Here is a 14,540-nt window from a genome sequence, read left to right on the forward strand (position 1 = left end):
GGCCCCCAGCTGTCCCGGCGGTGTGACGGGGCACCGGCCGTCCACGGCGCTCAGCCGCGGACGGCCGACCACGCCGCCGACCAGGCCCGGGCGCCCACCCACGACAGGACCGAGCGGTGTCGCGCCCAGCCCGGGTCGCCCACCGAAGGGGCCTGCGGATCGCCCTCGACCGAGGCGCCGTCCGACGCGCCGTCGCCGGCCCGGGACGTCGCCAGCGACCGGGTCACGGCGTCGGCCACGGCGAGGCGCCCACCAGGAGGCTCGCCGAGGACATCCGCGGCGTCGAGGCGCCCGACCATGTCGTGGCCGAGGCTCGGGATGAGCGAGCGCACCGTGCCGCTCGGCACGTCGACGAGCGCGCCGGCGACGCGCGCGACCGCGCCGACGGGAGCGAGCCACACCGGCAGCTGCAGCCGCAGCAGCCGGGCGCGGGCGGCATACGTCCTCAGCAGCGCGACGTAGCTGAGCCGGTCGGGGCCCACGACGTCGAGGTGCCCGGTCGCGTCGGGCCGCTCGAGCGCCTCGGCGAGGAACCACACGGCATCGGCGACGGCGACCGGCTGGATCACCGAGCCGCCCATCCACGCTGGCACGGTCTGCACGACCCCGAGCCGGTGCGACATCTGGCGCATCACCTCGAAGCTCGTCGACCCGGCCCCGATGACCATCGACGCGCGCAGCGTCAGCACCGAGCACTCCGCTGCCGCCAGGACCTCCTCGACCTCGAGGCGCGAGAGCAGGTGGTCCGACAGCTCGGCCGCCGGCAGGTCGGGGACGATGCCCGAGAAGTAGACGAGGCGCGTCGCGCCGACGGCGCCCGCCGCGTACGCGACGTTGTCGGCGGCCTGCCGATCGAGGCGCATGAAGTCCTCGTCGTCGAGTCCGTGCACGAGGTAGCAGATCGCGTCGACGCCCTCCAGCGCCTCGAGCACGCGCTCCTCGTCCTGCACGTCGACGCGGCGCCACTCGACGTCGCCGGCCCAGGGGTATGCCGTCGCCGGGCTCCGGTGGTGCGTCGCCACGACGTCGTGGCCGCGCCGGAGCAGCTCGGGCACCAGCCGGGAGCCGACGTAGCCGCTCGCGCCGACGACGGCGACCCTCATCGCCGCTTGCGCTCGCGCCGCTCGCGGCGGAAGGAGCCGAGCAGGTCGGTGGCGGAGCGGACGAGGTCGAGGCCGTCGTCGTCGGCCTCCATCGCTTCGTCGTGGCCCCGGCCGGGCACCGACATGCAGGTGAGGAAGCGGTCGATGAGTGGGTCGGAGGCGCGCTGCACCAGGCCCGTGCCGAAGTCCATCGGGAAGCCGAGGAAGACGAGGTCGGTCGCGAGCTGCGCCCGGGTCCGGTTGCCGTCGCCGAGCGGATGCAGCTTCAGGGTGATGTCGATCGTCGCCTTGCCGAGGCCGTGACGCTCCTGGCCGGTCGCGGCGAGCCGGGCACGACCGGCGTCGGCGTCGCGCTCGGTCATGGAGCCGGTGCCGTCGAAGTAGAGCGACAGCGGCCCCAGCTTCGCCCGGATCTCGCCGACGAAGTCGTCGCCGTGGACCTGCGTGACCTTCGCACCCGGGAAGCAGCGCCCGATCCGGTGCAGGTCCATGAAGTGGGTCCAGACCGCGTCGAGCGGCGCATCGAGCACCTGCTCGTGACCGAGTCTCATCGCGCTCCTTCCGACGGGGTCAACCGTGGCATACCCGTCGCGGTCCCGACAGGGGCGGTCCGCGCCTCGGCGCCCGGGTCACGGCGTGGTGCCGCCCGGCAGCAGCTCCCAGTAGAGCCCGTCGCCCCAGCCGCCGTCGGCGAGTCGGTCGACCGCGTGCTCGCGGCCGAACTCCACGAAGCCGACCGACCGCAGGACCGCGTTGCTCGCCTCGTTGTCGGCAGCCGTCTCGGCCACGAGCCGGCGCAGCCCGAGGCCGCCCTCGCTCGTCGGGGCGAGCGCGTGGGCGACGGCCAGCCGCGCCGCCTCCTTCGCGGCCCCGCGACCGCGGGCGCTGGGGAAGAACTGGTAGCCGAGCTCGGCGACGTCGGTGATCGGGCCGCCGCGGCTGAAGACCGTGATGCCGCCCAGGGCGCGGTCGCTCTCGACGTCCGCGACGCACCAGTCGATCCCGGTACCCTCGGCCATCCGCTCCTGCCGGTTGTGGACCCACGTCGCGAAGTTCTCGCGACGGATGATCGAGCGCGACGGCATCCAGTGCTCGGGGTCGTTGCGCACCTCCACCGCGTCGATGTCCTCGATCCGCCACGGCCGCAAGCGAACTCGCTCGCCCTCGGCCGGAGTGGCCGCGAGCCACGGCGTCTGCGGCGACAACGGGTCGCCCGGGGTGATGCTGCCCATCCAGGTGTCGAGCGCGTCGGGGCCGCCGTCGGGGTCGGGGTGGCTGCCCGGGAGCGTGCCGTGGAAGGTGAACCCGGCTGCCCAGGCCGCACGGCGCGAGCCCCAGTTTCCGACGATCGCCCGCCAGTGCACCCGGCGCACCGGGACACCCCAGACGGGGGTGGCGAAGGCGTGCCGCACGACGAGCCGCACCGCCCGCGACATGAGCCCGCGGCCGCGGGCGTCGGGGTGCAGGCCGAAGCCCAGTTCGCCGACCGAGGCGGCCGCTCCCGGGCGCAGGTCGATCGTGCCGCCGTAGCGGGCGTCGCCGCCGTCGTCGGTCCACTCGATGGCCCACGACCGCTTGGCCCCGGCCTCGCCCCACGCCGCGAGGTTGCCCTCGATGAAGCCGACCGCGTGCTCGCGGGTATAGGGGCGGGGCACGGTGGTCCAGCGCAGGCTCTCGGGATCGCGGCTCTGGTCGACGATCGCGTCGGCGTCGTCGAGGGAGTGGGCGCGCAGGGTCACGACCCCGTCGGTCAGCGTCGGCACGGTGGTGGTCACGGTCACGGCGCCAGCCTGCCAGCCGGCACAGGGCCTCGTCACCGGCATATCGGCCGGCACAGCGGAAGGAGCGGGAGCCAGCGTGCCGGCTCCCGCTCCGTCGGCCCGCTTCCCCTCCACAGGCTGCGTTCCGGTGTCCCTGTACCCACCCCGGCACCCCGGCTAACACCGCGTCGGGAACCGGGGCCCGGAGTCGCTAGGTTGGAGCGATGGAGACCGTCGAGGTGCTGGCCCTGCTCGAGAACGTCGCGGAGGAGGTCATCAACCCGCGGTTCCGTTCGCTCGCCGACGCCGAGGTGCACGAGAAGCGGCCCGGTGACCTCGTCACCGACGCCGACCGCGAGGCCGAGAAGCTCATCACCGACGCGCTCGTCGCCGCCTACCCCGACGCCGTGATCCTCGGCGAGGAGACCTTCGCCGGCGACCCGGGGCTGATGCAGCGGTATGCCGCCGCCGACCACGCCTTCACCGTCGACCCCGTGGATGGCACGAAGAACTTCGTGCACGGCTCGAAGGACCACGCCGTCATGGTCGCCGAGACCGTGGGCGGCCAGGCGGTCCGGGCGTGGATCTGGCAGCCGCAGCACCGGCTCGGCTACGTCGCCGAGCGCGGCTCGGGCACGTGGCGCCACGACGACGAGGGCACGCACCGCCTCACCATCCCCGAGCCCGACGCTGAGGACCTGCGTGGGCGCACGTCCCGCCGCTCCTGGGTCGGCAAGACCCTCGACGGCCTGCCGCCGATGGGCCTCACCTGGGTCTCGTGCGGCATCGACTACCCCAAGCTCGTCGAGGGCGAGGCCGACTACATCGTCTACCGCAACGCCTCGCCGTGGGACCACGTGCCCGGCTCGCTGCTGCTCGCCGAGTCCGGCGGCGTCCTCGGCACGACCGCCGGTCACGTCTACAGCCCCCGCGACACCCGCCCCCCGGGCCTCGTCGCGGCCGGCAGCCCCACGGCATACGACGCCGTATGCCGTGCCCTCGCCTCGGGCGACCAGCTGACCTGAGAGCCCCGGAGGGTCAGTCCTCGTCGGCGTCCTCGGACGCCTTGAGGGAGGGCTCGGAGCTGACCGGCCCCGTGGTCGCAGCCTCCTCGGCGTCGCGGGCGGCCTGCTGCGCGACCTCGGACGGCTCGTCGGTCTTCTCGCCCTCGACGTAGTCCTCGGGGTCCTTGTCGCGGGGGGTGATGCCCTCGGCCCACCGCTGCGCCTCGTATCGCAGGAACTGGACGGCGATCTCGTGGCGCAGCTCGAGGCTCGCGCGCTGGCGGAAGTCGGCGAGGTCCTGGCGCTCCTCCTCGCCCATGTGGTCGCTGTTGTGCACGTTGGCGTCGACGACGGCGGTCCACCACTCGTCCGAGCCGGTCTCGGCGTCCGCGACCCGGCGCACCGCGTCGCGGATCTTGTTGTGGTCCTTGACGGCGTCCTCAACCTCCTCGTCGACGGACTCGGCGTCGGCGCCGCCCGTGCCGAGGCGCAGCAGCTCGGGGTAGAAGTAGCGCTCCTCCGCCTCGGCGTGCACCTCGAGCAGGATCTCGAGCCGCTTCCAGACGGCGGCGAGGCCCTCGCGGTCGTCGCGCGGCCACTCCTCGAGCATGGCGAACATGCGCCGCTGCTCGTCGTGCTGGCGGAGGATGACGTCGGTGATGTCCACAGGTGGTCCTTGCTCTCGTCCGGCGGGAAGTAGCCCCACTGTGCCTCATGCCCGAGCCCACGTCACCGGGCGGTGGTTGGGTGGGGCCATGAGCACTCCTGACAGCACTGCCCTTGACAGCACTGCCCCTGACGGCACCGGCTCGAACAGCACTGCCTCGAAGATCGGCTGGGACTGCGTCGCCCTCGACTGCGCCGACCCGGGCGGTGTCGCGACCTTCTACGCCGAGCTCCTCGGCGGCACCGTGAAGGCCGACCCGGACGGCGACTGGTTCGACGTCGTCTGGGACGGCCCGCGCATCGCCACCCAGCTCGCGCCCGAGCACACCTCGCCGGACTGGCCGCGGGGGCAGCAGCAGGCGCACCTCGACTTCGTCGTCGCCGACATCGCGGCGGCCCACGAGCGGGTGCTCGAGCTCGGCGGCACCGCCCTCGACCCGGTCGAGCCGCCGCAGCCGAAGCCCGAGCGAGGCTTCCGGGTCTACGCCGACCCCGCCGGCCACCCCTTCTGCCTCTGCCGCCCGAGCAAGGACGCCTGGGACTGAGCGGGCCGGCCGAGCGCGCCGGTCGAGGGCGCAGCCGCTCAGGCCAGCACGATCCCGAAGCGGCCGGCGAGGGCCGCCCGCCCCGCGCCCTCGTCGGCGAGCTCGGTCTCCTCACGACGGCCGTGCGCCGTCGTGATGAGGCGGCTGCCGCTCAGGGTGACCCGCCCGTCGCGGGTGAGGAGCGAGGCCACCCGCGAGCGGGTGAAGTGGCTGTCGGGCGAGGTCTGCTGCCACTCGTTGCGCTCGGCGAAGTCGGACAGGGGGTGTGGCGTGGTCGTGAAGACGAAGCGGTCACGCCACCCCTCGCCGTCCCGGCGCTCGCGGTAGGCCCACGTGTCGCCTGTCTCGCCGCGCCGCGCGAGGCCCACGTCGTGCCCGCGTTCCCGCCGCTCGAACCCGTCGCGAAGCGGCAGCGGCTCGACGAAGCCCTCCCCGAAGCCCACGTCGGCGAGCACCGGCCCGTCGAGCCCGCCGCCGGACACGAGGAGTGCGACGTGGTCGAACTCGGCGGTGAGCCCGCCGTCCGCGGTGGCCACGCGGGCGGAGACGAGGGTGACGGCATACCCGAGGTGGCGCAGCAGCAGCGCGAAGAGGCCGTTGAGCTCGTAGCAGTAGCCGCCACGACGGGCGCCCACCACCTTGGCGAGCATCGCGTCCCGATCGAGCCGGATCGGGCGGCCGAGCGAGATGTCGAGGTTCTCGAACGGCACGGCCAGCAGGTGCGCCAGGTGCAGCGACGCGAGCGCGTCGAGGGTGGGCGCCTCGGGGACGGCCGCGCCGATGCGGGCGAGGTACGCGTGGGCCTGCGCCGCGACGAGGGCGTCGGGCGGCTCGTCAGTAGCCGGCATGGTCGAGGGCCTCTCCCGTCAGCTCCCGGCCGAGCTCGATCATCTCCGCCGCCCGGTGGAAGTCGAGGGTGCGCACCGCGTTGGACGGGACGGTGACGAGCACGTCGGGCGGGTTGCTGGCCATCCGGTAGCGCGAGATCAGCGTCGACATGGTGTCGAAGCTCATGTTGAGCAGGTCGACGAGCCCGACGTCGGCGCCCTTCGTCAGGAGGGCCTCGGTCGGCGTCTGCGGCACGGCGTCCACCACCGACTGCGGCAGCGTCGCCTCGGAGTCGAGGTCACGGCCGTGCGCCGCGAACCGGCTCGTGATGGCCTTGACCCGCTCCCGCTCGAGCACCTCGGCCGCGCTGCGCCGCAGGCGGGACGTCCACTCCTCGTGCGGCCGCTGCTCCGAGGTCTCCTTGACCGGCGTCTTCGGCCCGACGCTGGCCCGCATGCCCGACAGCGAGACCGCGATGGTGAGGTCGGCCGACGCCGCTGCGGTCGGCTCGATCGGGATGGGGTTGATGAGGCCGCCGTCGACGAGCACCCGCCCGTTGATGACCGCGGGGGTGATGACGCCGGGGATCGCGATGGAGGCCCGGATCGCGTGGTCCACCGGTCCGTGCTGGAACCAGACCTCACGGCGGGCGTTGATGTCGGTCGCGACCGCCGTGTAGGGGATCGGCAGGTCCTCGATGGCCACGCCCTCGAGGATCTCGCCCACCTTGGCAATGATCCGCTCGGCCCGGATCGCCCCGCCCTGGGCGGGGAGGCCGAGGTCGAGCAGGCGCCACACCTCGCGCTGGGTGAGGCGCCGGGCCCACTCCGTGTAGGCGTCGAGCTTGCCCGCCGCCGCGACGCCGCCGACGAGCGCCCCCATCGACGTGCCGGCGATCGACACGACCTCGAAACCGCGCTCCGCCAGGACCTCGAGGGCCCCGATGTGGGCGTAGCCGCGGGCACCGCCCGAGCCGAGGACGACCGCTGCACGCATCCCGTCTGCCACGTCCTCGACGATAGCCGGACCCTGTTGCGGGCCGTCGAGCGTTCAGGAGGTCAGGTACCAGATCTCCATCGCGTCGAGCCGGGCCCGGTCCGAGACCATCTCGATGCCGGTGACCCGGTCGTCCTCGACCGTGAAGCGGAAGGCCACCTTCGGCTCGCCGCGCAGCGTCCACACCGCCCCGACCCCGCCGTCGAAGGCGGCGAGCCGCGCCGAGCGCGCCCCGCCGTTGAAGCGCGCCGCCACGGCGTCGGGGCCGCGCAGCACCTCCGGCGCGCCCATGGCCACGGCCGCGGCGTCAGCCGTCAGCACGACGTCCGGGTCGAGCAGCTCGAGCAGCCCGGCGAAGTCGCCACCGCGGGCGGCGGCGAGGAAGGCGGTCACGACCTCGCGCTCGCGCGTGCGCGCCGGCCCCACCGAGTCGGCGTCGGCGGCCCGGACCCGCCGCCTCGCGCGGCTCGCGAGCTGGCGGGTGGCCGCGGGGGAGCGGTCGACGATGTCGGCGACCTGCTCGAACGGCATACCGAAGAGGTCGTGCAGCACGAATGCGAGCCGCTCCGCCGGGGCGAGCGTGTCCAGGACGACGAGCAGCGCGAGGCCGATGCTGTCGGCGAGCTCGGCCTCGCTCGCCGGGTCGGGCGGCGGCTGCGTGGTGACTCCCGGTGCGCCACGGCCGCCGTGGCCGGTGAGCTCGGCCAGCCCGTCGTCCCAGCCGTCCTCGCGCCGGGAGCTGCGCGACCGCAGCAGGTCGAGGCTGATCCGCCCCACCACCGTCGTCAGCCAGCCACCGAGGTTCGCGATCTCGTCGGTGTCGCTGCGGCTCAGGCGCAGCCAGGCCTCCTGCACCGCGTCGTCCGCGTCCGCGGAGGAGCCCAGCACGCGGTAGGCCACGGCCCGCAGCCGCGGCCGGTGCTGCTCGAAGTCCCGGGCCAGCCACTGCTCGCGGCTGCCGTCGTCCGTCCCTGTCATCATCGCCGTCACATCCTCGGTTCGTCGTCCGTCATAGCACTGACGGACCGGGAGCACCCGATGTGACACCGGTCCGGCCACCATCCGACGCAGACCGAGGAGAGACCGATGTCCACCGCAACCACGCTCATCTACCCCGTCACCGACCTGGCCGCCGCCAAGAACGTCTTCACGACGCTGCTCGGCACCCAGCCGCACACCGACGAGTCCTACTACGTCGGCTACAACGTCGACGGCCAGGAGATCGCCCTCGACCCGAACGGCCACCGCAAGGGCCTGACGGGCGGCACGCCGTACTGGCCGGTCGACGACCTCGAGGCCACCGTCGAGTCCCTCGTCGGGGCCGGCGCCACCGTCAAGCAGAAGCCCACGAACGTCGGCGGCGGGCGCACCGTGGCCGTCCTCGCCGATCCCGACGGCAACATGATCGGCCTCATGCAGGGCTGACCGACCGAGTGCGTATGCCGTCCCGCGGGCCCCGCGGGACGGCATACGTCTGTCTCGGCTCCCGACTGCGGGTGGCGCTGTGCGGCAGGGGAACTCGGCTCGTCGGCGGCCTGGTTGCGTGCGCTGCCGCACACAGGGGTCTTGCGCCGCTTGCGGCAACTGTGCAGTATGGACAGGCGGATGTAAGCGCTTACAAGGCGCCGACTCAACGACGAGACGCGAAAGGTGGTGCCCCATGGCGACTGCACGCAAGCCCAACGGCCAGAGCTCCGGCCAGGCCTCCGGCACCAGCTCCGCGGGCGCCACCATCTACTCGGTCGCCGAGCGCGCCGGTGTCTCGATCGCCACCGTCTCGCGGGTGCTCCAGGGCGCGGGGACCGTCTCGACGACGACCACCCAGAAGGTCCTCGACGCGGTCGAGCAGCTCAACTACGTCCCGCTGGGGGCCGCGCGCAGCCTGGCCGTGCGCCACCACGAGGCCCACGGCCTGATCCTCCCGGAGCTCTCCGGCCCCTACTACGCCGAGCTGCTCATCGGCTTCGAGTCGCGGGCCGCCGAGCTCGGCCAGAGCGTCACCCTCATGCTCACCGAGGGCAAGGCCGACATCGCCCGGGCCGTGCGCCAGCTCGCGACCCACGTCGACGCCATCGCCGTCCTCGGGTCGGCGGCCATGCCTCCCGCCGTCGCCCGCGCGCTGCACGGGCAGAAGCCGGTGGTGATCATCGCCGGTGCGCCGCAGGAGGGCATCGAGAGCGTGCGCGCCGAGAACGCCCGGAGCGCCGAGCAGCTCACCGAGCACGTCCTCGCCCACGGCCGCACCCGGCTGCTCTTCGTCGGTGACCCCGACGGCGCGCCCGACATCTCCGAGCGCCACGCCGGCTTCGTCGCCGCCCACCGGGCCCGCGATCTCGAGCCGGCCGAGCCGCTGCGGGTCGCCTTCCGCGAGGGCACCGGCGAGGCCGTCGCCGAACGCATCCTCGCCGGGGAGCTCGAGGCCGACGGCCTCGTCTGCGCCAACGACGAGCTCGCGCTCGCGATCATGTCGCACCTGCAGGACGCCGGGCGCGACGTCCCCGGCGAGATCGCCGTCGTCGGCTGGGACGACGTCATGGCCGCCCGCTACGTCCGGCCCGGCCTCACCACCGTGCGCCAGCCCGTCCACGACCTCGGCGTCCTCGCCGCCGAGCGCCTGCACCAGCGCGTCTCGGGCGGCCGGCCGCTGCTCGAGCCCCAGGTCCTGCCCACCGCGCTCGTCATCCGCGGCTCCTGCGGCTGCGCAGCGCCCTGAGCCGCCCCCCGACTCCGTCACCCCTCCACGACAGCCCGCCCCCGACCCCACCCCCAAGCCGACACAGCCGTCGGACACCCGAGAAAGTGAGAGACCGATGAGACGCACCACAGCCATCACGGTCGCGTGCATGACTGCCGCGGCCCTCACCATGACCGCCTGCGGTCGCAACGCCGACGCCGGTGGCAGCGCAGCCGGCCAGACCGGCGCCGCCGTCAGCACCGGCAAGGCCAGCGGCACGATCACCGTCTGGGCGATGGGTGCCGAGGGGGACAACCTGTCCAAGCTGACCAAGGACTTCGAGGCCGCCAACCCCGGCGTCAAGGTCCAGGTCACGGCCATCCCGTGGGACGCCGCGCACGACAAGTTCACCACCGCCATCACGGCCGGCAAGACCCCCGACGTGGCCATGGTCGGCACGACGTGGATGGGCGAGTTCGCGAGCAGCAACGCCATCGACCCGACGCCTGCGTCGATCGACAAGTCCTCCTTCTTCGACGGTGCGCAGAAGACCACCGAGGTGAACGGCACCTCCTACGGCATCCCGTGGTACGTCGAGACGCGCGTCGTCTACTACCGCAGCGACCTCGCCAAGAAGGCCGGCTACGAGACCGTCCCGAACACCTGGCAGGGCCTGCACGACATGGCCAAGGCCATGCAGACCAAGGCCGGCGCCAAGTGGGGCATCGGCCTGCAGGCCGGTGGCGAGGGCTCGTGGCAGACCCTCATGCCCTTCGCCTGGAGCGACGGTGCGGACCTCACCAAGGACGGCGGCAAGGCCTACAACTTCGACAGCCCGCCGATGCTCAAGGCCGCGAAGTACTACCAGTCCTTCTTCACCGACGGCATCTCCGACAAGAGCGCCCCGGCCACCCCGACGACCGAGCCGGACTTCGCGAGCGGCAAGGTCCCGATGTTCATCTCGGGCCCCTGGATGATGTCCGCCGTCGAGAAGGTGGGCGGCGCCGGCTTCAAGGACAAGTACAACGTCGCGCCGATCCCCGCCGGCTCGGCCGGGTCCTCCTCGTTCGTCGGCGGCTCCAACTTCGTCGTCTTCAAGAACACGAAGAACCGCGACACCGCCTGGAAGTTCGTCCAGTGGCTGGCCGACCCGAAGGTCCAGGCCAAGTGGTACACGATCTCCACCGACCTGCCCTCGGTCAAGAGCGCATGGCAGGACCCGGCCCTGGCCTCGGACAAGAAGCTCGCCGTCTTCGGCAAGCAGCTCGAGACGGCCAAGGCCCCGCCGACCTTCCCGACCTGGGAGCAGGCCGTCAAGGGCCTCGACACCGAGATGGAGAAGGTCACCAAGACGGGTGAGGACCCGGCCCAGGCCCTCAAGACCGCGCAGCAGCAGGCCGACGCCATCGGCACGGGAATGTGATCCGATGACCGCCCAGACCGCCCACACCGGTGCGGCGCCCTCCCCCCGGCGGACCGACTCGGCCCGCCGGCGGGAGGGGCGGGCGGCCTGGATCCTGGCCGTCCCGTTCTGCCTGCTCTTCCTCGCCTTCACCGCGTGGCCGGTGGTCCAGTCGCTCTTCATGAGCTTCACGGACACGAGAGCCCGCGACCTGCGAAACCCGTTCGCCGTCAACATCATCGGGTTCGACAACTTCACCAAGGCGCTGTCCGACCCGCTCTTCCGCACCGCCGCCGGCAACACCGCCTACTTCGTCCTCGTCGGTATGCCGCTGACGCTCGTCGTCGCGCTCGCGGCGGCCGTCGCGCTCGACAAGGGGATCACCCGCTTCCGTGCGGTCTTCCGCCTCGGCTTCTACATGCCGGTCATCACCTCGATCGTCGCAGTGGCCGTCGTGTGGCGCTTCCTCCTGCAGAACCCTGGCGGGCTCATCAACACCGTGCTCGGCTGGGTCGGCATCGACGGGCCGAACTGGCTCGGCGACCCGCACTGGTCAATGCCCTCGCTGATCCTGATGGCCTCGTGGCGCAACTTCGGCACCGCGATGATCATCTTCCTCGCCGGCCTGCAGGCCGTGCCCGGCGAGCTGCACGAGGCCGCCGCCATCGACGGTGCCGGCGCGTGGAAGCGGTTCCGCCACGTCACGATGCCGCTGCTGCGCCCGACCCTGCTCTTCGTCATGGTGACGACGGCGATCGGCTACCTCCAGTTCTTCGAGGAGCCCTACGTCATGACCAGGGGCGGTCCGCTCAACAGCACCGTCTCGCTGTCGATGTACACCTACCAGCAGTTCGGCTTCGGCAACTACGGCCTCGCGTCGGCGATGAGCTACCTGATCTTCGTCGTCATCGCGATCGTCACGGCCATCCAGTTCCGGCTGCTGCGAGAGAGGACCTGACATGTCCGTCGACACCGCACCCCGCACCCCGGAGGCCCAGCCTCGGCGCAGTCCGCGAGCCGCCCAGTCGCCCAACGGTTCTCGCGCTCCTCGCGCGGGCATGGTCGGCTCGGGACAGGGCAGCCGGTGGTGGCTCTACCTCATCCTCGTCGTCGCGCTCGTCGCCGTCGTCGCACCGTTCGCGTGGATGGTGCTCGGCAGCTTCAAGGGCGAGGGCGAGCTGCGCCAGGTGCCGCCGACGTGGCTGCCCCAGCACGCCTCGCTGGACAACTACACGCAGCTGTTCAGCAAGCTCAACTTCGGGCAGTACTTCACCAACTCGATCGTCGTCGCCGTCGTCGTCACGGCCGGCAACCTCATCTTCTGCTCGATGCTCGGCTACGCCCTGGCGATGCTCGACTTCAAGGGCAAGCGGGTCATCTTCGTGGCCGTCATGACGACCCTGATGATCCCCGGCGTCGTCACCTTCGTGCCGCTCTTCGTGCTCGTGGCCAACGCCGGCCTCGTCGACACGATCCCGGGCCTGTTCCTGCCCTTCCTCGTCAGCCCCTTCGGCGTCTTCCTCATGCGCCAGTTCATCCTCGGCCTGCCCAAGGACCTGCTCGACGCCGGCCGCGTCGACGGCGCCGGCGAGCTGCGGATCTTCTTCCGGATCATCCTGCCGCTCTGCGGCCCCGCCCTCGCGACGCTCGGGATCCTCACCTTCCTCGGCAGCTGGAACAACTTCCTGTGGCCGCTCGTCGTCGCGCAGTCCGAGGACCACTACACCCTCCCCGTGGCCCTCGCCCTCTACTCGACCGGTCAGAACAGCACGAACTACGGGCTGCTCCTCGCCGGAGCGACCGTCGTCATCATCCCGATCCTCGTGGTCTTCCTCGTCTTCCAGAAGCGCTTCATCGAGGGCATCGCCACCACCGGCCTCAAGTAACGGCAGAAGGAGCACCCAGATGACCCAGCACACCCCCACCCGCAGGTCGCTGCTCGTCGGCGGCGCCGCCTCCATCGCAGCCCTCGCGTTCACCCCGTCGGCGTATGCCGGGTCGCGCCCGAGCGCTGCCGGCAGCCGGTTCGCCGCCGCGTCGGGCCCGACCGTCGTGCGCTCCCTCGACCGCGCCACCGTCCGCACGTGGGCGGCCGACACGTGGCGCAGCCTCGTCGCCATGACGGACCCGACCACGGGCCTGCCCGCCGACAACATCGCCGAGTCGCTCGCGGCCGGCGACCGGTCCGGCTACACCTCCCCGACGAACATCGGCGGCTACCTGTGGTCGACGATCGCGGCCCGTGAGCTCGGCATCATCACCCGCGGCGAGGCGACGGCCCGCCTGCTCCGGACCCTCAAGACGGTCTACCGGATGGAGCACCACGCCCCGAGCGGCATGTACTACAACTGGTACGACGAGGCCACCGGCACGGCGCTGCACTCCTGGCCCGGCTCCGGCGACAAGGTCGTCCCGTTCTGCTCGAGCGTCGACAACGGCTGGCTCGGCGCCGCGCTGCTCGTCGTCCAGAGCTCCGACCGCGCGGCCGGGCCGTGGGCCAAGCGGATCTTCGACCGCATGCGATGGGACGCGTTCTACAACGACAACAGCGACCCGGCCCACCAGGTCCGCGAGGGCGGCCTCATCCACGGCGGCTTCTACCCGCACGAGGACGGCCGGCCCGGCGGCACCTACCGGGGCACCCACATCGGCGGCGACCCCGTCTGGCTCACGACGCACCACTACGACACGACCGTGTCGGAGACCCGCATCACGAGCTATCTCGGCATCATCACCGGGCAGATCCCGGCCAAGCAGTACTTCGCCATGTGGCGCACCTTCCCGGCCTCGTGCGACTGGGCGTGGCCCGAGATGCAGCCGGTCGGCGAGCACCGCACCTACTTCGGCATCGACGTCTACGAGGGCGCCTACACCTACCGCGGCACGCACATCGTCCCCGGCTGGGGCGGCTCGATGTTCGAGGAGCTGATGCCCGACGTCTTCGTCGACGAGGCCGCGTGGGCGCCGAACTCGTGGGGCCGCAACCACCCGCTGCACGTCCGGGCCCAGCGCGAGCACGGCCTGCTCGAGGCCGGCTACGGCTACTGGGGTTTCAGCCCGTCGAGCAACCCCGCCGGCGGCTACCGCGAGTACGGCGTCGACGCGCTGGGGATGAACCCCGACGGCTACTTCTCCGACCAGGAGATGACCAACTACGACGCCGGCTTCGGTGACTGCCGGCCGGCGACCAACCCGTCACCGACCTACGGCGACGGCGTCGTCACCCCGCACGCGTCGTTCCTCGCGATGATGCACGAGCCCGACGAGGCGTTCACGAACCTCGCGCGCATCCAGACCGAGCTGCACGCATACGGCCCGGGTGGCTTCTTCGACGCCGTCGCGGTCCGGTCGGGCACGATCGCCCGCCGCTACCTCTCGCTCGACCAGGCGATGATCATGGGCGCGGTCGGCAACGTCCTCGGCAACGACGTGATCCGCCGGGCCTTCAGCACCGACGCCGTCGAGCGCGCGCTGCGGCCGGTCATCGGCATCGAGGAGTTCGGCGCCAGCCCGGTCGCCTGACCCGCCGACCGACCTCACCCCCCACCCCCTCGCGAACGAA

At 72.3% G+C, this 14,540-nt stretch carries 15 protein-coding genes; 8 read left to right on the forward strand and 7 right to left on the reverse strand.

Translation table 11 applies throughout. The features are described from left to right. Positions 1 to 50: 50 nt before the first annotated feature. The 3 genes from ABD241_RS10620 to ABD241_RS10630 all read right to left on the reverse strand — a co-directional run bounded on the left by ABD241_RS10620 (position 51) and on the right by ABD241_RS10630 (position 2,884). Positions 51 to 1,103 carry an NAD-dependent epimerase/dehydratase family protein gene (locus tag ABD241_RS10620; RefSeq protein WP_344061755.1) on the reverse strand — a complete coding sequence of 351 codons (1,053 nt, stop codon included), beginning with the start codon at positions 1,101 to 1,103 and terminating at the stop codon, positions 51 to 53. Further along, positions 1,100 to 1,654: an SRPBCC domain-containing protein gene (locus ABD241_RS10625; RefSeq protein WP_344061758.1), complete on the reverse strand. Its 555-nt coding sequence runs from the start codon at positions 1,652 to 1,654 to the stop codon at positions 1,100 to 1,102. Before ABD241_RS10625 ends, ABD241_RS10620 begins: the two co-directional genes overlap by 4 nt. 78 nt (positions 1,655 to 1,732) lie before the next feature. After that, on the reverse strand, positions 1,733 to 2,884 hold the full coding sequence (locus ABD241_RS10630) for a GNAT family N-acetyltransferase (RefSeq protein WP_344061761.1): 1,152 nt from the start codon (positions 2,882 to 2,884) through the stop codon (positions 1,733 to 1,735). Between the two features lie 203 nt (positions 2,885 to 3,087). On the opposite strand from ABD241_RS10630, the gene ABD241_RS10635 reads away from it, so the two are divergent. Next, positions 3,088 to 3,888, forward strand: a complete 801-nt coding sequence (locus tag ABD241_RS10635; protein ID WP_344061764.1) for an inositol monophosphatase family protein — start codon at positions 3,088 to 3,090, stop codon at positions 3,886 to 3,888. Positions 3,889 to 3,901: 13 nt separating this feature from the next. On the opposite strand, the gene ABD241_RS10640 is transcribed toward ABD241_RS10635, so the two are convergent. Continuing rightward, on the reverse strand, positions 3,902 to 4,534 hold the full coding sequence (locus ABD241_RS10640; protein WP_344061767.1) for a hemerythrin domain-containing protein: 633 nt from the start codon (positions 4,532 to 4,534) through the stop codon (positions 3,902 to 3,904). A gap of 88 nt (positions 4,535 to 4,622) precedes the next feature. On the opposite strand from ABD241_RS10640, the gene ABD241_RS10645 reads away from it, so the two are divergent. After that, positions 4,623 to 5,078, forward strand: coding sequence for a VOC family protein (locus ABD241_RS10645; protein ID WP_344061770.1), 456 nt, complete (start codon positions 4,623 to 4,625; stop codon positions 5,076 to 5,078). Positions 5,079 to 5,116: 38 nt separating this feature from the next. Here ABD241_RS10645 and ABD241_RS10650 read toward each other — a convergent pair whose 3' ends face one another. From ABD241_RS10650 to ABD241_RS10660, 3 genes are read right to left on the reverse strand one after another with little or no spacing between them, the layout of a single operon-like run. After that, positions 5,117 to 5,926 carry an arylamine N-acetyltransferase family protein gene (locus ABD241_RS10650; protein ID WP_344061773.1) on the reverse strand — a complete coding sequence of 270 codons (810 nt, stop codon included), beginning with the start codon at positions 5,924 to 5,926 and terminating at the stop codon, positions 5,117 to 5,119. Beyond that, complete coding sequence (locus ABD241_RS10655; protein ID WP_344061776.1) at positions 5,913 to 6,914, reverse strand: patatin-like phospholipase family protein; 1,002 nt, start codon at positions 6,912 to 6,914, stop codon at positions 5,913 to 5,915. The genes ABD241_RS10650 and ABD241_RS10655 overlap by 14 nt, the downstream gene beginning before the upstream one ends. Positions 6,915 to 6,956: 42 nt before the next feature. Further along, positions 6,957 to 7,883 carry a sigma-70 family RNA polymerase sigma factor gene (locus ABD241_RS10660; RefSeq protein ID WP_344061779.1) on the reverse strand — a complete coding sequence of 309 codons (927 nt, stop codon included), beginning with the start codon at positions 7,881 to 7,883 and terminating at the stop codon, positions 6,957 to 6,959. A gap of 105 nt (positions 7,884 to 7,988) precedes the next feature. Here ABD241_RS10660 and ABD241_RS10665 point away from each other — a divergent pair, with 105 nt between their 5' ends. From ABD241_RS10665 to ABD241_RS10690, 6 genes are all read left to right on the forward strand, one after another. Then, complete coding sequence (locus ABD241_RS10665) at positions 7,989 to 8,327, forward strand: VOC family protein (protein ID WP_344061782.1); 339 nt, start codon at positions 7,989 to 7,991, stop codon at positions 8,325 to 8,327. A 235-nt stretch (positions 8,328 to 8,562) separates the two neighbouring features. Then, positions 8,563 to 9,615, forward strand: coding sequence for a LacI family DNA-binding transcriptional regulator (locus tag ABD241_RS10670; protein WP_344061785.1), 1,053 nt, complete (start codon positions 8,563 to 8,565; stop codon positions 9,613 to 9,615). Between the two features lie 97 nt (positions 9,616 to 9,712). Further along, positions 9,713 to 10,999, forward strand: a complete 1,287-nt coding sequence (locus tag ABD241_RS10675; RefSeq protein ID WP_344061788.1) for a sugar ABC transporter substrate-binding protein — start codon at positions 9,713 to 9,715, stop codon at positions 10,997 to 10,999. 4 nt (positions 11,000 to 11,003) lie between these two features. Beyond that, positions 11,004 to 11,936 carry a carbohydrate ABC transporter permease gene (locus ABD241_RS10680; protein WP_344061791.1) on the forward strand — a complete coding sequence of 311 codons (933 nt, stop codon included), beginning with the start codon at positions 11,004 to 11,006 and terminating at the stop codon, positions 11,934 to 11,936. 100 nt (positions 11,937 to 12,036) lie between these two features. Continuing rightward, positions 12,037 to 12,864 carry a carbohydrate ABC transporter permease gene (locus ABD241_RS10685; RefSeq protein ID WP_425580770.1) on the forward strand — a complete coding sequence of 276 codons (828 nt, stop codon included), beginning with the start codon at positions 12,037 to 12,039 and terminating at the stop codon, positions 12,862 to 12,864. Between the two features lie 19 nt (positions 12,865 to 12,883). Beyond that, positions 12,884 to 14,500: a glucoamylase family protein gene (locus ABD241_RS10690; RefSeq protein ID WP_344061797.1), complete on the forward strand. Its 1,617-nt coding sequence runs from the start codon at positions 12,884 to 12,886 to the stop codon at positions 14,498 to 14,500. The last annotated feature ends 40 nt before the right edge of the window (positions 14,501 to 14,540 follow it).

It is taken from the genome of Terrabacter lapilli, assembly GCF_039531305.1.
GTDB classification, from domain to species: Bacteria; Actinomycetota; Actinomycetes; order Actinomycetales; family Dermatophilaceae; genus Terrabacter; species Terrabacter lapilli.